The following is a 17,748-nucleotide window of genomic DNA, read 5'->3' on the forward strand; positions in this document are numbered from 1 at the left end:
GCTCCGTGCCAGCCACCACTCCCCAGCGACAGCGGGACGATCAGCGCCGACCCTGCGGCAGCGGCGGCCCCCATCGTCAGCGAATACGCCCCCGTGAGTTTTGCGACCTGGCCCGGAAAATCACGTTTGATTAAGCCAGGTAACAGGACATTGCCCAGCGCAATCCCACAGCCCACGATCGCCGTACCGATAAACAGCAGCGCGGCCGACGGCAGCGAACGTACGCCAATCCCGATGCAAATCAGCAGCAGAGCGATAAAAAGGCTGCGCTCCATGCCCAGGCGCCGGGCGACGCCTGCGGCAAGGGGAGAGATAAAGGCGAAGGCAAGCAGGGGCAGCGTTGTGAGCAGGCCGGTTTGCGCCGTGCTTAAGCCATAGTCCTGTCGGATGGTGTCGAGCAGGGGGGCGACACCGGTAAATGTGACGCGCAGCGTCGTGGCGATCATCAGGATGCCTGCAACCAGCAGTGCACCCTGTTTCCCGGAAGGTTGAATAGCAGTAGTCATTATTGTCTCTTACGTTCAGGCGAGCGCATACCATACCGATTTAAGTTGTGGTTGAAATCAGGCTAAAATGACAGTTTATCGCTAATATCGGACAACTTTATGTACGGACTGGGGCTCGACGGCTACGATCCCGATAGCCAGCACGACGCGGCGGTGGCCTTTCGCATCCGCGTGGTGGCACAGGAACAATTTATTCCGCTGCATCAGCACCGCAAAGGGCAGCTGATTATGGCGCTGGGTGGAGCGATCACCTGTGAAGTGGAGAGCGCGATGCTGATGGTGCCGCCCCAGTATGCGGTGTGGATCCCAGGACAAACGCCGCACAGCAACAAGGCGACGCCCGGCGCGCAGCTCTGCCTGCTGTTTATTGAACCCGGTGCGCTCGAATTGCCGACGCGTACCTGTACGCTGAAAATATCGCCCCTGGTGCGGGAGCTGGTGCTGGCGCTTGCGGACAGGTCACGGGAAGAGTTGCCTCTTCCCGCTACGGGAAGGCTGGTAGACGTCCTGTTTGATGAACTGCCCCTGCAACCGCAGGAGCATCTACAGCTGCCGGTATCTCCGCATCCAAAAATTCGCCTGATGAGTGAGACCATGGCAAACGAACCTGCCGCCTGGCAGACGCTGGCGCAGTGGGCAAGCCACTTTGCCATGAGCGAACGCAATCTGGCGCGGCTGGTGGTGAAAGAGACCGGCTTAAGCTTTCGCCGCTGGCGGCACCAGCTCCAGCTGATTGTCGCATTGCAGTTTTTGATCGGCGGGAAGTCGGTCCAGCAGGCGGCGCAGGCGCTGGGGTATGACTCCACCACCGCCTTCATCACCATGTTTAAGAAAGGACTGGGACAGACGCCCGCCCGCTATATCGCCAGCCTGACTACGACTTCCCGATAAACAGCGAAACCAGACCGGCAGCAATCAGCGGGCCAACCGGCACGCCACGAAACAGCGCCACGCCTAACACGGTGCCCACCAGCAGCCCGGCCACCAGCGAAGGCTGGCTGCTCATCAGCGTCACGCCGCGACCGCCAAGCCACGAGACAAAAACGCCCACCGCAATCGCCACCAGCGATTTCCAGTTTACAAAGGAGTGCAGCAGCGTTGAGGCCGGTAGCGTTCCGCTGGCAATCGGGGCCATCACGCCGATGGTCAAAATAATGATCCCGATGGTAAGCCCCTGTTTTTCTATCCACGGGAAGAAGGTGTTCAACGGTGTGACGCGAACGATGATCAGGACCAGAATGGAAATCGCGACGGTGGTGTTGTGGCTGACAAAACCCAGTGCAGCCAGGGCCAGAAGTATGAGCAGTGTAGGGTCGAACATGACGGGATCCTTGCCAAAAATAGTAAGCCTGCTTACTTTACGCGCAAACGCGACGGCAGGCAGGCTTTACTGAAAAAATTGTCTATTTTTGGGCACTTGCCTGACGTCAGTCCACCAGCTGCTGGATAAGCGGACTTCCTTCGCGGATAAACACCGGGATGGTTTCCAGCGCCGCAGGCACCCTGATATGCTCCCCACCGGCGTAGCGCTCACCGTTGAGAGCGACCCAGCTATTGCCCGTCGGCAACCAGACATCGCGCTCACGCTGGCCGGCCTGCATAACCGGTGCCACCAGAAGATCTTCGCCAAACAGATACTGATCTTCACACGCCCAGCTCTGCTTGTCCTGCGGATAGTGCCAGAACAGCGGACGCATGAGCGGGTCTCCGTGCAGATGAGCCTGCTGGTACAACGCGTCAATATACGGGCGCAGGGTTTCGCGCACGGTAAGCCAGTGCTGCATGATGGCGTAATTCTCTTCTCCGTAACTCCACAGCTCATTAGGCGAACCGCTGTTACACTGAGGAATGCCGTCACGGTAGCGCTCCGGAGGCTGGATCTGCGGTTCGCGATAGCCGTGCATGCGCAGAACCGGTGTAAACACCGCCCACTGGAACCAACGGATCAGTAATTCGTGGAACGCCGGGTCGTTAACGTTCCCTCCCTGGAAGCCGCCGATATCGGTCGTCCACCATGGGATCCCCGCCAGGCCCATATTCAGTCCCGCGGCGAGTTGATTGCGAAAAGCATGGAATGAGGAGTGGACATCACCCGACCACGCCAGCACGCCGAATCGCTGGCTGCCTGCCCAGGCGCAGCGTACAAGGTTAACAATGTCGGTTTCACCGTTTGCCTGGAGCCCATCGTAAAAGCCCTGCGCAAAATCACGCGGGTAGCGATTGCCCACTTCCAGTACCGGACCGGCGTGGTAGCGATAGTTGTCAAAATCATAGGCGCGGTATTCCGGTTCCGCTTCGTCCAGCCAGAACAGCTTAATGCCCATGTCGTAGTAATTTTTCTTCACCGTATCCCAGACGAATTTCCGCGCCTCAGGATGGGTCGCATCAAAGAAGCTGGTATTGCCCATAAAGTCGAGGTTGACCTGCACGCCACGTTCACTGCTGACCAGCCAGCCTTTGGCTTTCATCAGCGGATAGAGAGGGCTGCGCGCCTCTACCGTTGGCCACACCGACACCATCAGCGCAATACCCATTTCGCGCAGCTCGTCGACCATCCCTTCAGGGTCGGGCCAGTCTACGGGGTCGAAGCACCAGGTGCCCTGATTCGGCCAGTGGAAAAAGTCGATGACCATCACCGACAGCGGCAGATTACGGCGGCGATACTCCCGCGCAACCTCCAGCACCTCCTGCTGGGTGCGGTAGCGTAATTTGCACTGCCACAGCCCGCTGATAAACGCCGGGGCGGCGGGCGGAGTTCCGGTGGCTTTTACATACTGGCGGGTGATATCCGCCACCGTATCAGCGGCGGTGATCCAGTAGTCCATTTCTCCCGTCACGCGGGCGCGCCATTCCGTCTGATTTTTTGCAAAGCTGGCTTCACCAATCGCCGGATTGTTCCACAGCAGGCCATAGCCAAGGCTGGACTGCATAAAGGGCACGCTGGCCTGGGAGTTGCGCTGCGCCAGTTCCAGCGTACAGCCTTTCAGATCCAGCCACGGCTGTTGATACTGACCCATGCCATAGATGCGTTCATCCGGACGCGATTCAAACCGGACGGTGAGCTGATATTTTCCCCCCATTAGCGGCTTAAATTCACGGCCATCCAGCTTCAGGGCGCTGACATATTTATCCTGACTCTTCTCGCTGGCACCGATACCCACCGTTGAACGCTGGCGCCACATCTCTTCCAGCAGCAGTTCGCCGCGCTGATTGTAGAAGGCCAGCTGACCTTTAAGGTTCAGCGTCGCGGTAATATTGCCGTTGCGCAGCGTCAGGCTTTCCGCTTCGGCGATAATCTCAGCCTGGCAAGGGGCGGCGGGCAACAGTGCCTGTAAGGCGTCCTCAAAAGCCGGGGAGCAGGTGGCCCTGACGCGCAGGCTGTTTTCTCCCCACGGTTCAATACGCAGGATCTGGCGTTCAAAACGCCATTCGATGCTGTTGGAATGTTTAATCAGCTCACTCATGGATAACGCGTCCTTCTAAACAGGGTTTTTGGCGAGATGGATGGATTGCATTGTGCTGTCGTCGAGCTTATACCAGCGCAGCGTGGCAAACGCGCAGAGTGACAAGACGCCAGGCACGACGGTGAAGAGGGCGATGATGCAGTACATGGCCGTGTTGGTCTGCTCCGGGGCATTGGCAACATAACCGCTTAAGCCCAGCGTCCAGCCAACAATCGCGCCGCTGATCGCCATCCCCAACTTGAGTACGGCGAGGAAGGTGGAGAAGATCACGCCGTCCATGCGTTTGCCCTGTTTCCATTCGCCGTAATCGGCGACGTCCGCCATCATTACCCACATCAGCGTGGTGGTGGCCTGGTAAAGGGTGGAGACGATAAACGTCATGGGCACCAGAATAAGCACCGACTTAGGCGCAAAGAACAGAGCGATGCTGAGTACCCCCGCCAGTACGGAACAGTATCCAAACATCTGCACTTTGCTGACGTTCCGCGTCAGACGTTTGGCCAGCGCGCTGCCTGCGGCTTTCCCGAGAATATGCGCCCCGAGCATCCACATAAAATAGCTTGCGCTACCGAGATAATAAGTGACGAAATACATCATTGCGCCAAGGCGAATAACGCCAAAACCAATGTTGGTTAATACCAGGACGGCGACAATCCGCCATTGGTCGTTTCGTAATAAATCCCGCAGTTCCGCAAGATAATTATTGTGGGTAGCGGGAGCCTTAATACGTTCACGCGTATTGGCGAAGCAGATCCAGAACATGACGACCGCGACGGTCGCCATAATGGCCATTGCCCAGCGGTAGCCCAGTAATTTATCGTCGCCACCTAAAAACTCTGCCAGCGGCATCATAAAGAATGTCGACAGCGCGCCACCCAAAGTGGCAAGGAAAAAGCGATAAGACTGGAGGGAAATTCGCGCATCGTTGTCGGGCGTAATCACCGCGCCCATGGAGCAATAGGGAATATTGATTGCGGTGTACATCAGCATCATCAGGGTATAACTGACGGTGGCGAAAATCATTTTACCGTGCAGATCGAGGGACGCCGGCACGGCGTAGGTCAGCAGACAACTTGCGCCAAAGGGCAGCGCCAGCCACAGCATCCAGGGACGGAATTTGCCCCAGCGCGTGCGCGTCCTGTCAGCGATATAGCCCATCGCCGGGTCTATTATGGCATCGGCGGTTCTCGCCAGAAGAAACATGGTGCCCACGAATGCGGCAGGTAGCCCCACCACGTCCGTATAGTAAAACGTCAGAAAAATAATGACGTTATCCAGCCCAATATGGCTCGCCATATCGCCTAACCCATAACTGATCTTTTCTTTACGGGTAATTATCTCGGTCATTGTATTCACCTTGCCAGTGTAAGGTTTATTTTTGAGGTGCTCCGTAAACAGGGTTAACCAGGATGAAAAGGTTAACAATTGCGAGATCTGGCATCGGGGTTACGTAAATTTCTTTTCGTGATACCGGTAACAAATAAAATATTTAAACAGTGACTTTATACGGGGGAGGATCGTTAACAGCGAATCGTTTCAGCGAAAAAATCGTCATTTCGCGGACGTGTCATTGTCATTTAGCTGTCATTGTGGGGGAGTAAAAAAAGAGGTAAATGGGCAAAGCAGAGGGCATCATGAACGATCCTATGTTTGTCGAAACGCTAATTATTTCCTCATCATTTTTTATCATCGCGATTATTTTGATTGCTTCCGTGCTGCTGCTGGAAAACGGCTGACCGTTAGCCAGCCGCTGTATTTATTGTTTACGGAACGTCACCAGTTCAGGACGGGCGATACGCAGATAGTCCTGGGTATCCATAATCACCGACTTTTCCAGCAGGCCGGCGTTAAAGGCGATCTCATCGAAGCGCTCAAACAGCAGCGGATCGGCGACCAGCGTCAGATCCGGATGAAAGCTGAAGGGGGGAATGGCGCCGAAAACGCAGCCGGTAAGCGCATCCACTTCTGCCGGACTGGCGAGAGAGGCCTTTAGCCCACCGAAATGGCTGGCCAGCAGGCTCAGATCGGCCTGCCGATCGGCGGCAAGGATTGCCAGAATATGTTTCTTAACGCCGTTGCCTTTTACCTTGCAGACCAGTGCTTTTGCACCCTGCCGGAGATCGGTCCCGCGAATTTCACTGACCGCTTCGCATTTCCCAACGGCCTCATGCGCCACCACGCGAAAGCGCGCCTCCTGCTCGGTTAATAAGCTGATTAGCCGCTGATGGGTCGTCGTCCCGGTCACGTCATCAGACATAACGATTTCACCTGTGATTTGCCAATACGTAGCTTGCTACATTAGCACGGGACGGAGAGGGCTGAAAGAAAACAGCCAGCGGGAGCGCTGGCTGTTGGGTCATGCGTTGCTGGTGGATGACTGTTTCTGGAGCAATTCGCTAAAATCTAAGTGACTGAATTTAATTCGTAAAACTCTTTCCCCAAAACATCCCCAAAATAATTCCCCAAAACTCCATGTTTAAATCACAACTTTTTTCCATTCTAGACCACGATCATCTCCATACATTACGCTCATTGCTTCGGTTTTATGCCCTAAAAGAGTTTTGACATCTATACCCTGAGCTTTGTATGTTCTTGATGAAAGCGAGCGCTGTTCATGAAACGGCGGAAGGGCAGTACAATCCTTAGGCCAGGTAATATTTGCTTTATCTCTTGCCTCCTTAAAATATCTTGATATTGTTTTTTCGGGAACGTGAGATCCCGCTTTACCGTAAGCGTGATGCTTAACATGGTGGATCAGATAAGGGCTCACTACTCTATCGCGACACTTACTAATAACATCAGCCAGAGTCAACCCGATTGCATCGCACTTTAAATTTAAGGGGATGGCTAACTTCATTCCGGTTTTATTTTGGGTAACATGAAGGTGATTATCCCAAATGTCACTAAACTTCATCTCGACTATGTCACCTATCCTTTGCCCGGTTACTAAAGCCAAAAGCATAGAATTTTGAGCGCAAGGCGGCAAAGAGCCTGCGCTTTCAAAAATCAATTTCCATTGTTCAATGCTAAGTCTGCTTCGTTTCACTTTGGCTATTGGATTTTTTACAGCTAAGGCTGGGTTGTAGCCAGGATCAACCTCGCCAGCATGCTGCGCCTCTTTGAACACGTCGTTTAGTACGCTTCTTATCAGTTGGCCCATTCTGTGCTTTCCCTCTGCCTTATATTCATCAATAATTTTTGCAATGAGTCTTGTATCTACATCCTTCAGGCGAAGGTTTGGCACTCTATCTGCGAGAATCTGAGAACATAATCGTCTGGATTTTACAGTAGGGTTTTTTATCTCACCGTCACGCAACCTTTCCATCTGAATTTCGATGTATTTTTTAATCCACTCAGAAACACGTATACCTTGATCCTTTTTCCCTGAGCTCTTCATTGCCATATCAATCAGAGCATAAGATTGCTGAGTTTCTTGTTCTGCTGTTATACGGTTCATCTCGATTGCAGCAGCTTTTGCCGCTTCATCATCTGTTCCGAATCCAATAAATGAACCTGTTACAGGGTGGCGATATTGCCAATAAATTTTTGAAGTACGTTTATCTAACTTACAGTAAAGGTTGGGTATTTTGACATTATGTTTTCTGGGGCGAGCTGCCATTTATTGCTTTCTCCACTAACTGGCGGGCCTTGTCTGATAATGATGACGAAATATCAACACTGCCAACCATGCCAACAAAACGAGCATCTTCATCTATTACCCAGCGTCGACCTTGCTTTAAGGCTGGCGGATAAGTCTGTTTGGTCTTTGCTATTTTGTTTAATGCTGAGTTGCTTAATGGATATTTGAATCCATTAGGACCAGATGCCCACTCATGAAGTGTTACTAACTGCCCCATGCGTTTCTCTCCACTTTACCGGCTGCACCCGGCTATCTTTTATAGAAAATGCATGATGAGCACCCACCACGGAGGCCATCATTGCAGGTACGACATCTTTTCGTTTCGTTGTTATAAAGCTGGTTGGCCATCTCCTTTGAAATAATTACTGGCATCGGAACGCGGATAACCAGCCTGCGGAGTTCGGCTATTTCGTCTGCCTGCTCCATGACTCTTGCGTACAGGTCTGAGGCTTCACCTTTCCACCAGGCTACATCGGCCTTAAGGCGGCGCAAGCGCCGCTGTTTAAGTTTGCTCACCATGGAAGCCACCCCATTTGCTGAAGTGCGCCGATTGCCAGCAGCACGAAAATCACCACGTCGAATGGGTTAGGCATCATCCACCTCTGGCTTTTTGAAATTAGCCTCAATGGACTCACCAAGGCGCTTAAGCCAATCAGCTAGTTTTAGCGCTGCTTCTTCTGGAGATTTCTGCCCGGGGAAATCAGTGATGATGATGCTGGCTTGATGATTACCAAACCCATCTCTGTTTATCACCATTTCCTGCTCAAGAACCGTCTGCTGGTTGCTGTGCTTAACGTAGTAACGAGCCTCAGAGTTTCCAGTGCTGCGCTCTTTGACGTAAGAAATAAGCTCAACTTCAGTGGTGATGGTCTTACCGCGCTCAGCCTCAAGACGCTGAACTCGCTTAGCGAAATCGTACATCACGCCTCCTGCTGCTGTGCTGCAGCAATCATCGCCTTATACGAATCAATTATGCCAGTAGCATCAAGAGCCGCGCGCCACATCTCATCTGTCGGCTCAACTGGCACTATCACCCAACCATCCGGAATCACCGGAGATTTGCCGCTGGGCAACTCGGCAATTTTTGGCGAAGAATCCAGAGCTGGCGCGGTCTGCATGGTGGTGGGCGTCTCGGCGTTTTCGACACCCTGAAGCATGGCGGCGCGGCGGTTCATACCATCCAATGCAATGCGCATAGCCTGAATCCCTGCCGAACCATCAGGGTAAATCCCGTAACGCTCGAATACGCCAATGTGGTTACGCATGAACGTAGGAGTAAGCTCTTTGTAGGCATGAGCAAGCGGGCCAGAGACATCACCAGGAACAGATACCGCCGTTGGCTGAGCTGGAGGATAATTTGCCAACATCCAACTAATGACGTAGTCGGCTTTGAACCGCTCAACCGGAAAGCCTTCATTCCAATCGCGGAAATGATAAATAACCTGACGCAGTTCCGGAATCTTATCTTTAGCTTCCAGCGATGACAGCGCTAACTTCATTGCCGCCAGCGCCTTGTCCGCATCTTCGTTTACGGCGCCGGGGGTTGCATCGCGCTCTTCTTCGAGATCAGCGATTGTCTGATGGAGCCATTCTTTGGTAAGTGTGCTCATGATGCTTCTCCATGACGCTGAACGGCGATAGCTTTGTGCTCGTCGATAATCTCCACGACTTCTGCATGGACCAATCCTTCGAGATAGATAACACCTGTGTCGCTTATCCCCGCCAGGCTGATCAGCTCTACAAGGCGACGCGCTTTCTTAACGCTAATTTCTGGCGCTATAACGCTGCGGGTAACTTTCTTCTTACCTTTGGCAGCAGCAGAAGCTTTATCCTTCTGAAGCACCTCACCTGCCTTTTCGCCAAACTCTTTTACTCGGTCTACGGCCACATCTACAGACACGGCTCCGGACTTAACTTCTTTCTGAACGTCGTGATTGGCTGTGCTAAGAAGCAGAAGTTTTTCGACAGTAGGGACAGACTTGTTGACCAGTTTTGCAATCTCGCTGGTGGTCTGGTTGAAGGCGTTATGAAGCTCCTGAATAACAGCTGCCTGTTCCATATCAGATAGCGGGAGCTGGTTGTTACTGGTCATGATGCGCGCCAGGCGCTGAACATCGTTACCGTTGAACGGCATGATATGGATGCGGTCTACTGGCTTACCAGCTTCTGCACAGCGCGCATAGCAGCGACGCCGACGGTGGCCTTCAACAACCCACACTCCACCTTCATCACGGGCGATAACCTCCAGCGGGGGAACGGAGCCACCATTCATCAGAAAGTTGAAAAGGTCATCATCTGCCTGGCGGGTACGTTCATCATCTTCGCGTTTGTTGAAACCTTCCCGCACATGGATTTGGTCGAGGCTGATGAACATCCCGGTATCGGTGCGCTTGATGGTCCCGTCACGGGTCATTTGCTTGAATGAGTTAGCCATCAGAGAGCCACCTCGTTATTTTGGGAAATGACGATGGGTGACAGCTCACGCAATTCTCGCTGGGCTTCCAGTAAATGCATATTGGTTCTGCTCTTCGTGTGGCGTTCAACAATGCGGTCACACTCTTTGGCCCAGCTTGCGACATCTTCACGCAGAGTAGCGTTCTGAACAGCCAGTTCCTTACGCTGAGCCATCGCCTCACAAAGCGCGACGCTGGTATAGTCCAGGCGGTTAGCCAGTTCGGTCATAATGCCGCGATAAGCTGGCGGAAGGAGAGGGGCTGCCTTACGCGCTGCGTCGATCAGCTGCTCCCGGGTCATGCGTGGTTGTAACTCGGTGACGTTCTGTGTGTTCGTCATGGATAGTTTCTCCGTGTTATACGCGCTCTGCACAGCGCTGAATTTTGGTTGCACGAATCCCTCGCCGGTTGGCGACAAAAAATAAAGGGGGTTCGTTTTAGTAAGCACCCAACCAGGGCACTTAGTGAAACGGGCGGCTGCCACCGCCAGTCAGCTTCTCCACAATTGAGAGCGCGTTCTCCTGAGTTGATTTAACGACTACGGCCTCTCAAGTTGAACGCTGAACGCGCTTTCAGTTGTGTAAAAGGGGCGGTCGACATTAAGGACATTCAAAACTGCCGACCGCCAAGACTACACACAGCATCTGGTACAGCTACTACGGGTTTACCACGCTGGGTACGTGATAGGGTGAAACTCTTCGAGAGCAACCGATCCATAACCACCATTGCCATAGCTCTCTTTCATGCACCTAATTTCAGCCACATCGGTATGTTCATAACCCATACGCTGACGTTCAATTTTCAGTCTTTCGATGGCTTCGATTTCGCTGCTCGCGCAATTGATAGTGCTAATCCAACCATTGGTAAGTTTGATGTCGTAAGCTGCCATGCGAGCTCCTAAATAGTGTTTATCTGGCGCGGCATGCAGGTTTCGAACCTGCGACCGACGGCTTAGAAGGCCGCTGCTCTATCCATCTGAGCTAATGCCACAACGTTGAGAGCACTAAATGATGCTTCTAAACAGCTATCGGTTGGGCATCACGTGGCGTTAGCATGGTGTGCTTATTCACAGATAGTGCTCTCATCGTTGCATCCTCGTCTCTTCCGAGGTGTCACACCTGATCGCCACGCTGGTGAAACGTCTCTGGCCGTCGTACTTGCCTGGCTTGCACATTCCGGCTACCCGCTGGATCTGGATATTGTCTTGCAAGGAATCCCCGGACCGCTGCGGCACATGTGCCATATGCTGCACTGATTACTACCACACCGGCGCAGGTAACTGTCAGTACCCGTGGTGTGATTTAAATGTACCTTTAGTTACTATAATGGTCAAGCGGTGAATGTACTTTTTGTTACCTGAAGGTGCGAAAAAAATGCCAGAAGAATATCTGGCATTTGGAATGAATAACTTAGATATTCTGGGTTATCTGAACTACCTTCCCAACAATCCGGCAATTACCGTCTATTGGGATGGGTTTAAAGGCAGGATTAAGTGGCATCAAATATGCAAAAGGACTATCCCATACAAGCTTTTTAACGGTCGCCTCAGCTGAGCCGTCAAGTATCGCTACTACAATTTTTCCGTAAAGGTCATCCAGCTGGCCATAATGAGGCTCAACAATAACGATCGAACCTTCAGGGATTGATGGAAGCCCATGAGGGTTAGTCATAGACTCCCCACGAACAACCAATCCGAATACTTCATCAGAAACATTTGCAGTGGTTTGTGTCCATGAAATCACATCAGAAAGCCTTGAGCATGCATAAGTATCAGTCCACATACCAGCCTGAACAGCCGAGATAATGGGGACTGCCGTTGGGGGCTTAAGGAACGGAACAACTTTAGTATCGTCCTGCGTTTCCTCACCCTGACCGTAAAGAATCCATTCTGGAGTTGTCTGCAACGCCATTGCCAGCTGGTGGAGGTTCTCACCATCAGGTTTGGTTGTACCGCTCTCCCACTTAGTTACGGAAACACGGCTGACGCCTAAGCGTTTAGCCAGGGTCTGCTGTGTTATGTCGAGCTGGACTCGTCGGGATCTTATTCGGTCTTTCATCTCTGTTTTCATGTAACCAATGTTACATTGATTCCTTGTAACTGTTGTTTGCTATTTGATGTACCTTTTGTTACCTTTAAGGCGTGAGTTAACCAGGAGGAACCATGCGTAAATCAGAAGTCATTGAGCACTTCGGCGGCGTATCAAAAACCGCCAGTGTCCTTGGGATTTCCCACCCGGCAGTTTGCCGATGGGGTGAAGTCATCCCTCAAAAGCAAGCGTTCGTCATCGAGCGAATTACGAAAGGCAAGCTTAAGTACGATGCGAGCCTTTACCAAAAGGCTACAGATTCAGCTGCTTGAAAGTAACTACAAAAGGAAAATCAACATGGTAGAGCCAAGCCTGAAAGAAGTAGTGAAAGCGATGTGCAAAGCGTACCCCGGTGGCCGTGAGGCTATGGCCGGTGCTCTTGGCATGTCCGTAACGCAGTTCAATAACAACCTGTACGAGAAGAACGGCTGCCGTTTCTTCGAAGTGAATGAGCTGGAGGCGATGGAAGACATCTCGAATACGTCCCTCCTGGCGGATTACTTTGCCCGTCGCCGTGGCGCGCTGCTGGTGGACGTTCCTCAACTTGAAGACCTTGATCGTGCCGACCTGTTTGATCGTGCCATGAGAACGTCAGCAGCGCGTGGACGTGTTGATACCGTGATCCAGAGAGCTCTGGAAGATGGAGTTATCGAACGTCATGAAGCTGAAGAAATCAATGAATATCACCGCCGTCACCTGGCAGCGCGTGAAGAAGAAATACGCGCGATTGTCGCGCTGTTTAGCCGTAAGAAAAGCCAAAAGAAGTGACGCCCGCGAGTGTGCAGCTCCGGGCGTCGTGGCGTGTCGTATTCAGTGGAGAAACTAACGCATGAACAGTTTAAACCGATTGAGACCAGCGAAGCAATTCAGATGCCTTCCTCTGGTGGGAAAAGATTCCCCGTTCGGCTATGTGGAGAGATTAAACAACCAGGCGGATCAGAACAACTACCAGCCTGAGAACGCGATGGTAGAGGCATTTGCACTGATGAACGAGAAGGGGCGTGAGGAATGGCTGAAGTTGACCGGCGATTCAGAGACCAAAGAGGCATCACCGTCCACGTCATTAGATGGGAGCCCGAGACCCGACGCGTTATATACCTCCGCGAAGGGTACGATCATGAGTGCTTCAGCCCTCTTGAGCAATTCCAGCGTAAATTTACAGAGTTAAAGGACGACCATGAGCAGAATCTTTGACATCGTCCAGTCAATGTCAGGCCAGAAGAACGTCATTGTTCTTCCCAGGCCGTACCTGCTGTTCTTTAAAGAAGACCAGCAGGCTCATGCGCTGGCAGCAGTTCTTAATAACCTCGTTTTCTGGTCAGCATTTGGGGATGAAGACGGCTGGTTCTATAAAACTCACAAGGAGCTTGGAGCTGAGGCGGGCGAATTAACTGAAGACCAGACAGAGCGGCTGGTTAAAAAGTTGGTAAACAAGTATCTGCCTGGCGTGATCGAGACCTGCTCTCGAAAGGTCAATGGTACGCCAACCAAGCATTATCGCATCGACGGCGATGCTCTAATCTCATTAATCTTTCCAGAAAATAACGATTCCGCAAAAGTACGTAATGGAAAACGTGAAGATGCGGAATCAAAACCGCGAAGCTGCGTTTCTCAATCCGCTAATGACAGGAATCTTGGGAGCCGCGAAAGTACGGAATCCTATCTCTATACAGACTTTAATACAGAGTTAAACAAGCAGACTAATAAACCTATTTGTCCGGTTGCGCCGCAACCAGACCGTGATGTGTTGATCACCGATCAGGCTAAACAGGTTTTGGTTCACCTGAACCAGGTGACTAACTCCCGCTATCAGGTTTCAACAACCTCGCTGCAAAACATTCGCGCCCGAATCGGGGAGGGCTTCACCGTTGAAGATCTGTCGCTGGTGGTGGACTACTGCAACGCCAAGTGGAGCGACGATTTAACAATGGCGGCCTACCTGCGCCCGCAGACACTTTTCCAGCCAACGAAGTTTCCAGCTTACCTGAAGTCCGCTACCAACTGGGCGAATGCCGGAAGGCCAGCGCGTGTTAACGGGAAGTGGGAGCGTGAGGATGGAATCTTCAAATCCAGCTTCAAGAACACCGACTACAGCAAAGTCCCGGCGGGCTTCAGAGGAGCGAACTCATGAGTCTTCTGAAAGATATTCAAATTTTCATCGCCGCTAATCCTGGCTTAACGAACAAAGAGATTGCGGCATCAATGCCACAGTACGACGTTCATGCTGTTCAGCGCGGTGTATGCCATCTGGTCAAACTGAATCGCGCAACCCGCCAGCATAACGGCAAGTGCTACCAGTATTTTGCCAAAGCACCGGGCGGGGAGGTTGGCGAGGGGCGTTCTGCACTGAAAATCAACCGGGCTGATAAACCAGCTGTACCAGAACAGGAAGAAGCTCTGAATCCTGCTGTGACCACAATGATGGATAAGGCTCAAGGCCTGTTTGAAAAAGGTCTCTACCAGCGTGCTGCCACGGTTCTGATGGATGCCTTCAATCGCTCTAAGAACGAAGAGCAGCGGATGAAGATACTGATTGAGCGTCAGCGTTGCCTGAGCATGGCGCCGAAAGTGAAAGCACCCTCTGATGCATGGTGTCTGGCTGGCCGAGCGAGGAATGTCTGATGAAATATTCACTGATTTACGCTGACCCTGCGTGGGAATACGGGAACACCATCAGCAACGGCGCTGCAACCAACCATTACGGCACGATGAAGCTTATCGACATGAAGCGCTTGCCGGTTTGGGACCTGGCTGCCGAGGATGCAGTTCTGGCTATGTGGTTTACCGGAACCCATACCCGTGAAGCTATCGAGCTGGCAGAAGCGTGGGGCTTTAAGGTCCGCACGATGAAGGGCTTTACCTGGGTAAAGTTCAACCCACTGGCAGAGCAGCATATCAACAAGGCACTTCAGGCAGGGCGTGTGGAGGATTTTTACGACTTCCTTGAACTGCTGAACGTACAAACACGCATGAACGGCGGGAATTACACCCGAGCCAATACCGAAGACCTGCTAATCGCCACCAGGGGAAATGGACTGGAACGCAAGTGCGCCAGCATCAAGCAGGTTATCTACAGCCCACTCGGTGAGCACAGCCAGAAGCCAGCAGAGGCGCGTTTCCGTCTGGAGAAGCTTTACGGTGACGTCCCACGCATCGAACTATTCAGCCGTTGCGGTGCGCCTGGCTGGGACCACTGGGGAAATCAATCTGAATCACCAGCTGTTGAGCTTATCCCGGCCGTAGCCGTTCCAATGGGCAAACCTCAGGAGCGTGCTGCATGAAAAAACTATCCACAGAGCAGGAAAATGCGGTTCGTGACGTTGCCCGTCAATGCTCAGATGCCATTAAGAAAGCCCTGAAGAAAAAGCCGAAGCCAAGCTGGAACGAGGCTGTACCTCCGATCCTAAAGGAATACCACGAGAAGGTGAAACCGATGGGCGTAAGCCTGGTGATGTTCAACAGCGTAATCGGACACCTGAACGGGCGTTATGGAGTCGAGTCATGATCGAATTAACACCGCGTCAGAATGAAGTGTTCGAAGCTATCAAGGTTCATATCGAAAAGGCTGGCTTCCCACCTACGATGCTGGAGCTTGCCGGATTAATTGGCTGCGCATCACCGAACGCTGCTGTAGCGCACGTGAAGTCACTTAAGAAAAAGGGTTACATCACTGTTGCTCCTGGCGCAGCCAGGGGCATTACCGTCGTCAAAACGGAATGGGATGCAGATCCAGTAACGATCATCAAAGACCTGCTATCCGGCGGAGACAAGGCCAGAGATAACGCTGTTGAATGGCTGAAAAAACAGGGGGTGAGTTTATGAAACTGGTGCTCCCGTTCCCACCGAGCGTAAACACATACTGGCGAGCCCCAAACAAGGGGCCGTTAAAAGGCCGCCATCTTATCAGCGAGAAGGGCAGGGCATACCAGAGCGCGGCATGTGCAGCGATCATTGAGCAACTGCGTTGCTTACCAAAACCATCATCATCACCAGCTGCGGTGGAGATCCTTCTCTTTCCGCCAGATGCCCGCCGCCGCGACATCGACAACTACAACAAGGCTCTGTTTGATGCGCTTACACATGCTGGCATTTGGGAGGATGACAGCCAGGTGCAGAGAATGCTGGTGGAGTGGGGGCCGAAAGTGCATGGCGGAAGGGTAGAAATATCGATAACCAGGCATCAACCAACAATGGGGGGAATTGGGTGAGAGCCATACTGACGCCTGAAATTGCGCCGATGTCCGGGGTGGTTCTGTTCCGCCCTGGTACCGAACTGCTCTGGCTATTCCGTCAGGGAAGGGTAGTTATTGAGCCACCATCCGAAGCCATCCAGCATCTGCCGTCCGGAATAATCCCTGAAGCCCACCAGCCTCTTACTGATGATGCCAATATGCAGGCCATTTTCGTTAACGAGAGGGTTATTCAGCGAGCTGGTGGATTGAGTAGCCTTGATGCCTGGCTGGAGAGAAAATTTGAATGCCAGTGGCCTCACACTGACTGGCATGCCACTGACTTTACGGTAATGCGCCACGCTCCGGGGAGCATTCGTCTTTGTTGGTCGTGTGATAACCATTTACGTGAGCAAACCACTGAAAGACTGGCAGGAATTGCCATGCAGAACCTGGTAAAATGGCTGCTGGAAAGGGTAAATATTATGCTGGGTTTCAGCGAAGACCACACCCTGACGCTTCCGGAGTTCTGCTGGTGGATGGTACGCAACGATCTGGCTGACCTTATTCCTGAATCAGTGGCGAGCAAAGCCCTCAGGATTAAGCCTGAATCGCATAGTTCCGTAATGAGAGAAAGCGACATTGTTCCGTCGTTACCGGCGACTGAAATCCTCCAGGAGAAGGTGAAGAAGGTTGTCTCCGTTAAGGTAGACCCTGAGTCACCGGAATCTTTCATGCTTAGGCCAAAGCGCCGCCGCTGGGAGAATGATAAGTACACCCGCTGGGTGAAGTCGCAGAAGTGCAGTTGCTGCAATAACCCGGCAGACGACCCCCACCACCTGATAGGCCACGGGCAGGGTGGAATGGGAACCAAAGCGCATGACCTGTTTGTGATACCGCTGTGCAGAGCACATCACGACGAGTTGCACGCTGATCCTGTGGCATTTGAAGCGAAGCACGGCGACCAGTTAACGTTGTTGTTTCGGTTTTTAGACCGTGCGCTGGAAATTGGCGTATTAGCATGAATAGTGGAGAAAACATGCGTGATATTCAGATGGTTTTAGAGCGCTGGGGTGGATGGGCTGCGAGTGATAGTTCCGGAGTCGATTACTCATCAATAGCCGCTGGTTTCAAAGGACTTCTTCCCCCAACAAGCAAATCCCGCCCGTCATGTACTGATGACGATGCCTTAATTATTGAGGGGTGTTTAGCTCGACTTCAAAAACGAAAGCCCTATGAACATTCTCTCTTAGTTGCACACTATCTCTATGGAATATCGAAGCGTAAAATAGCAAAAGCACGGAAAAAGGATGAGAAGCTCATACGTATAGAGATTCAGATGGCTGAAGGGTTCATAGATGGTTGTTTAAGTATGCTGGAAATAGAGCTGGATATGGATGATTGATTTTCTGGCCACTATTAAGTGGCC

The 17,748-nt window shown here is 52.2% G+C and carries 26 protein-coding genes and 1 tRNA gene; 13 read left to right on the plus strand and 14 right to left on the minus strand.

Annotated elements, in window-relative coordinates; all coding sequences use genetic code 11:
- Nucleotides 1–506, minus strand: a 506-nt coding sequence (locus DD606_RS07180) for an MFS transporter (protein WP_129258437.1), incomplete at its 3' end; no start/stop codon positions are given.
- A 99-nt stretch (nt 507–605) separates the two neighbouring features.
- Here DD606_RS07180 and DD606_RS07185 point away from each other — a divergent pair.
- A complete protein-coding gene (locus DD606_RS07185) occupies nt 606–1,397 on the plus strand; it encodes a helix-turn-helix transcriptional regulator (protein ID WP_022650813.1) in 792 nt (263 codons plus the stop codon).
- Here the strand turns inward: DD606_RS07185 and DD606_RS07190 are convergent.
- The 3 genes from DD606_RS07190 to DD606_RS07200 all read right to left on the minus strand — a co-directional run bounded on the left by DD606_RS07190 (nt 1,381) and on the right by DD606_RS07200 (nt 5,317).
- Nucleotides 1,381–1,827: a DUF441 domain-containing protein gene (locus tag DD606_RS07190; protein ID WP_003857881.1), complete on the minus strand. Its 447-nt coding sequence runs from the start codon at nt 1,825–1,827 to the stop codon at nt 1,381–1,383. The genes DD606_RS07185 and DD606_RS07190 overlap by 17 nt on opposite strands.
- Before the next feature lie 106 nt (nt 1,828–1,933).
- On the minus strand, nt 1,934–3,970 hold the full coding sequence (locus tag DD606_RS07195) for a TIM-barrel domain-containing protein (protein WP_129258439.1): 2,037 nt from the start codon (nt 3,968–3,970) through the stop codon (nt 1,934–1,936).
- Nucleotides 3,971–3,985: 15 nt separating this feature from the next.
- Complete coding sequence (locus tag DD606_RS07200) at nt 3,986–5,317, minus strand: glycoside-pentoside-hexuronide (GPH):cation symporter (protein WP_059370220.1); 1,332 nt, start codon at nt 5,315–5,317, stop codon at nt 3,986–3,988.
- Nucleotides 5,318–5,604: 287 nt separating this feature from the next.
- On the opposite strand from DD606_RS07200, the gene yoaI reads away from it, so the two are divergent.
- The gene (yoaI, locus tag DD606_RS26415; RefSeq protein ID WP_017384693.1) at nt 5,605–5,706 is read left to right on the plus strand and encodes a small membrane protein YoaI; all 102 of its coding nucleotides are present in this window, start codon (nt 5,605–5,607) and stop codon (nt 5,704–5,706) included.
- Between the two features lie 20 nt (nt 5,707–5,726).
- Here yoaI and DD606_RS07205 read toward each other — a convergent pair whose 3' ends face one another.
- The 10 genes from DD606_RS07205 to DD606_RS07255 all read right to left on the minus strand — a co-directional run bounded on the left by DD606_RS07205 (nt 5,727) and on the right by DD606_RS07255 (nt 12,132).
- Nucleotides 5,727–6,227, minus strand: coding sequence for a YbaK/prolyl-tRNA synthetase associated domain-containing protein (locus DD606_RS07205; protein ID WP_022650816.1), 501 nt, complete (start codon nt 6,225–6,227; stop codon nt 5,727–5,729).
- A gap of 219 nt (nt 6,228–6,446) precedes the next feature.
- The gene (locus DD606_RS07210; RefSeq protein WP_032103854.1) at nt 6,447–7,589 is read right to left on the minus strand and encodes a phage integrase Arm DNA-binding domain-containing protein; all 1,143 of its coding nucleotides are present in this window, start codon (nt 7,587–7,589) and stop codon (nt 6,447–6,449) included.
- Nucleotides 7,564–7,827 (minus strand): excisionase, encoded by a 264-nt coding sequence (locus DD606_RS07215; protein ID WP_022650818.1) that lies wholly within the window; start codon nt 7,825–7,827, stop codon nt 7,564–7,566. Before DD606_RS07215 ends, DD606_RS07210 begins: the two co-directional genes overlap by 26 nt.
- Before the next feature lie 368 nt (nt 7,828–8,195).
- Complete coding sequence (locus DD606_RS07225) at nt 8,196–8,531, minus strand: hypothetical protein (RefSeq protein WP_116484284.1); 336 nt, start codon at nt 8,529–8,531, stop codon at nt 8,196–8,198.
- Nucleotides 8,531–9,220, minus strand: a complete 690-nt coding sequence (locus DD606_RS07230) for a hypothetical protein (RefSeq protein ID WP_116484283.1) — start codon at nt 9,218–9,220, stop codon at nt 8,531–8,533. Before DD606_RS07230 ends, DD606_RS07225 begins: the two co-directional genes overlap by 1 nt.
- Entirely contained in the window at nt 9,217–10,044 is an 828-nt protein-coding gene (locus DD606_RS07235) for a hypothetical protein (RefSeq protein WP_045617025.1), read from the minus strand. The genes DD606_RS07230 and DD606_RS07235 overlap by 4 nt, the downstream gene beginning before the upstream one ends.
- Complete coding sequence (locus DD606_RS07240; protein ID WP_252054418.1) at nt 10,044–10,403, minus strand: hypothetical protein; 360 nt, start codon at nt 10,401–10,403, stop codon at nt 10,044–10,046. Before DD606_RS07240 ends, DD606_RS07235 begins: the two co-directional genes overlap by 1 nt.
- A gap of 324 nt (nt 10,404–10,727) precedes the next feature.
- Nucleotides 10,728–10,952 carry a hypothetical protein gene (locus tag DD606_RS07245; RefSeq protein WP_129258441.1) on the minus strand — a complete coding sequence of 75 codons (225 nt, stop codon included), beginning with the start codon at nt 10,950–10,952 and terminating at the stop codon, nt 10,728–10,730.
- Between the two features lie 24 nt (nt 10,953–10,976).
- Nucleotides 10,977–11,053 (minus strand) — tRNA-Arg (locus tag DD606_RS07250).
- A 419-nt stretch (nt 11,054–11,472) separates the two neighbouring features.
- Nucleotides 11,473–12,132: a LexA family transcriptional regulator gene (locus tag DD606_RS07255; protein WP_172657808.1), complete on the minus strand. Its 660-nt coding sequence runs from the start codon at nt 12,130–12,132 to the stop codon at nt 11,473–11,475.
- A gap of 92 nt (nt 12,133–12,224) precedes the next feature.
- Between DD606_RS07255 and DD606_RS07260 the strand changes: the two genes are divergently transcribed.
- The 11 genes from DD606_RS07260 (at nt 12,225) to DD606_RS07310 (ending at nt 17,724) form a co-directional block, all read left to right on the plus strand.
- Complete coding sequence (locus tag DD606_RS07260; protein WP_016530206.1) at nt 12,225–12,422, plus strand: Cro/CI family transcriptional regulator; 198 nt, start codon at nt 12,225–12,227, stop codon at nt 12,420–12,422.
- Between the two features lie 25 nt (nt 12,423–12,447).
- A complete protein-coding gene (locus DD606_RS07265) occupies nt 12,448–12,918 on the plus strand; it encodes a YmfL family putative regulatory protein (protein WP_049108853.1) in 471 nt (156 codons plus the stop codon).
- 240 nt (nt 12,919–13,158) lie between these two features.
- Nucleotides 13,159–13,344 (plus strand): DUF4222 domain-containing protein, encoded by a 186-nt coding sequence (locus tag DD606_RS07270; protein WP_129258443.1) that lies wholly within the window; start codon nt 13,159–13,161, stop codon nt 13,342–13,344.
- Nucleotides 13,328–14,281 carry a conserved phage C-terminal domain-containing protein gene (locus DD606_RS07275; RefSeq protein WP_129258445.1) on the plus strand — a complete coding sequence of 318 codons (954 nt, stop codon included), beginning with the start codon at nt 13,328–13,330 and terminating at the stop codon, nt 14,279–14,281. The genes DD606_RS07270 and DD606_RS07275 overlap by 17 nt, the downstream gene beginning before the upstream one ends.
- Entirely contained in the window at nt 14,278–14,772 is a 495-nt protein-coding gene (locus tag DD606_RS07280; RefSeq protein ID WP_059443610.1) for a hypothetical protein, read from the plus strand. The genes DD606_RS07275 and DD606_RS07280 overlap by 4 nt, the downstream gene beginning before the upstream one ends.
- Nucleotides 14,772–15,431 carry an MT-A70 family methyltransferase gene (locus DD606_RS07285; RefSeq protein WP_129258447.1) on the plus strand — a complete coding sequence of 220 codons (660 nt, stop codon included), beginning with the start codon at nt 14,772–14,774 and terminating at the stop codon, nt 15,429–15,431. The genes DD606_RS07280 and DD606_RS07285 overlap by 1 nt, the downstream gene beginning before the upstream one ends.
- Nucleotides 15,428–15,655: a hypothetical protein gene (locus DD606_RS07290; RefSeq protein ID WP_129258449.1), complete on the plus strand. Its 228-nt coding sequence runs from the start codon at nt 15,428–15,430 to the stop codon at nt 15,653–15,655. Before DD606_RS07285 ends, DD606_RS07290 begins: the two co-directional genes overlap by 4 nt.
- Nucleotides 15,652–15,972 carry a hypothetical protein gene (locus DD606_RS07295; protein ID WP_023305906.1) on the plus strand — a complete coding sequence of 107 codons (321 nt, stop codon included), beginning with the start codon at nt 15,652–15,654 and terminating at the stop codon, nt 15,970–15,972. The genes DD606_RS07290 and DD606_RS07295 overlap by 4 nt, the downstream gene beginning before the upstream one ends.
- Nucleotides 15,969–16,358, plus strand: a complete 390-nt coding sequence (locus tag DD606_RS07300) for a RusA family crossover junction endodeoxyribonuclease (RefSeq protein WP_022650833.1) — start codon at nt 15,969–15,971, stop codon at nt 16,356–16,358. Before DD606_RS07295 ends, DD606_RS07300 begins: the two co-directional genes overlap by 4 nt.
- Nucleotides 16,355–17,344, plus strand: coding sequence for a DUF968 domain-containing protein (locus tag DD606_RS07305; protein ID WP_129258451.1), 990 nt, complete (start codon nt 16,355–16,357; stop codon nt 17,342–17,344). The genes DD606_RS07300 and DD606_RS07305 overlap by 4 nt, the downstream gene beginning before the upstream one ends.
- A gap of 14 nt (nt 17,345–17,358) precedes the next feature.
- On the plus strand, nt 17,359–17,724 hold the full coding sequence (locus tag DD606_RS07310) for an antiterminator Q family protein (protein WP_032264649.1): 366 nt from the start codon (nt 17,359–17,361) through the stop codon (nt 17,722–17,724).
- Nucleotides 17,725–17,748 lie beyond the last annotated feature (24 nt).

The sequence above is a fragment of the Enterobacter cloacae complex sp. GF14B genome (genome assembly GCF_004136805.1).
In the GTDB taxonomy this organism is placed as follows: domain Bacteria; phylum Pseudomonadota; class Gammaproteobacteria; order Enterobacterales; family Enterobacteriaceae; genus Enterobacter; species Enterobacter hormaechei_C.

What these genes read in the sequence shown, in the direction of transcription:
- DD606_RS07285 (WP_129258447.1), top strand. Translation starts at nt 14,772, where the DNA reads ATGAAATATTCACTGATTTACGCTGACCCTGCGTGGGAATACGGGAAC.
- DD606_RS07280 (WP_059443610.1), top strand. Translation starts at nt 14,278, where the DNA reads ATGAGTCTTCTGAAAGATATTCAAATTTTCATCGCCGCTAATCCTGGC.
- DD606_RS07275 (WP_129258445.1), top strand. Translation starts at nt 13,328, where the DNA reads ATGAGCAGAATCTTTGACATCGTCCAGTCAATGTCAGGCCAGAAGAAC.
- DD606_RS07245 (WP_129258441.1), bottom strand. Translation starts at nt 10,952, where the DNA reads ATGGCAGCTTACGACATCAAACTTACCAATGGTTGGATTAGCACTATC.
- DD606_RS07240 (WP_252054418.1), bottom strand. Translation starts at nt 10,403, where the DNA reads ATGACGAACACACAGAACGTCACCGAGTTACAACCACGCATGACCCGG.
- DD606_RS07300 (WP_022650833.1), top strand. Translation starts at nt 15,969, where the DNA reads ATGAAACTGGTGCTCCCGTTCCCACCGAGCGTAAACACATACTGGCGA.
- DD606_RS07230 (WP_116484283.1), bottom strand. Translation starts at nt 9,220, where the DNA reads ATGAGCACACTTACCAAAGAATGGCTCCATCAGACAATCGCTGATCTC.
- DD606_RS07260 (WP_016530206.1), top strand. Translation starts at nt 12,225, where the DNA reads ATGCGTAAATCAGAAGTCATTGAGCACTTCGGCGGCGTATCAAAAACC.
- DD606_RS07265 (WP_049108853.1), top strand. Translation starts at nt 12,448, where the DNA reads ATGGTAGAGCCAAGCCTGAAAGAAGTAGTGAAAGCGATGTGCAAAGCG.
- DD606_RS07270 (WP_129258443.1), top strand. Translation starts at nt 13,159, where the DNA reads ATGGCTGAAGTTGACCGGCGATTCAGAGACCAAAGAGGCATCACCGTC.
- yoaI (WP_017384693.1), top strand. Translation starts at nt 5,605, where the DNA reads ATGAACGATCCTATGTTTGTCGAAACGCTAATTATTTCCTCATCATTT.
- DD606_RS07295 (WP_023305906.1), top strand. Translation starts at nt 15,652, where the DNA reads ATGATCGAATTAACACCGCGTCAGAATGAAGTGTTCGAAGCTATCAAG.
- DD606_RS07195 (WP_129258439.1), bottom strand. Translation starts at nt 3,970, where the DNA reads ATGAGTGAGCTGATTAAACATTCCAACAGCATCGAATGGCGTTTTGAA.
- DD606_RS07210 (WP_032103854.1), bottom strand. Translation starts at nt 7,589, where the DNA reads ATGGCAGCTCGCCCCAGAAAACATAATGTCAAAATACCCAACCTTTAC.
- DD606_RS07185 (WP_022650813.1), top strand. Translation starts at nt 606, where the DNA reads ATGTACGGACTGGGGCTCGACGGCTACGATCCCGATAGCCAGCACGAC.
- DD606_RS07225 (WP_116484284.1), bottom strand. Translation starts at nt 8,531, where the DNA reads ATGTACGATTTCGCTAAGCGAGTTCAGCGTCTTGAGGCTGAGCGCGGT.
- DD606_RS07310 (WP_032264649.1), top strand. Translation starts at nt 17,359, where the DNA reads ATGCGTGATATTCAGATGGTTTTAGAGCGCTGGGGTGGATGGGCTGCG.
- DD606_RS07290 (WP_129258449.1), top strand. Translation starts at nt 15,428, where the DNA reads ATGAAAAAACTATCCACAGAGCAGGAAAATGCGGTTCGTGACGTTGCC.
- DD606_RS07190 (WP_003857881.1), bottom strand. Translation starts at nt 1,827, where the DNA reads ATGTTCGACCCTACACTGCTCATACTTCTGGCCCTGGCTGCACTGGGT.
- DD606_RS07255 (WP_172657808.1), bottom strand. Translation starts at nt 12,132, where the DNA reads ATGAAAACAGAGATGAAAGACCGAATAAGATCCCGACGAGTCCAGCTC.
- DD606_RS07215 (WP_022650818.1), bottom strand. Translation starts at nt 7,827, where the DNA reads ATGGGGCAGTTAGTAACACTTCATGAGTGGGCATCTGGTCCTAATGGA.
- DD606_RS07200 (WP_059370220.1), bottom strand. Translation starts at nt 5,317, where the DNA reads ATGACCGAGATAATTACCCGTAAAGAAAAGATCAGTTATGGGTTAGGC.
- DD606_RS07205 (WP_022650816.1), bottom strand. Translation starts at nt 6,227, where the DNA reads ATGTCTGATGACGTGACCGGGACGACGACCCATCAGCGGCTAATCAGC.
- DD606_RS07235 (WP_045617025.1), bottom strand. Translation starts at nt 10,044, where the DNA reads ATGGCTAACTCATTCAAGCAAATGACCCGTGACGGGACCATCAAGCGC.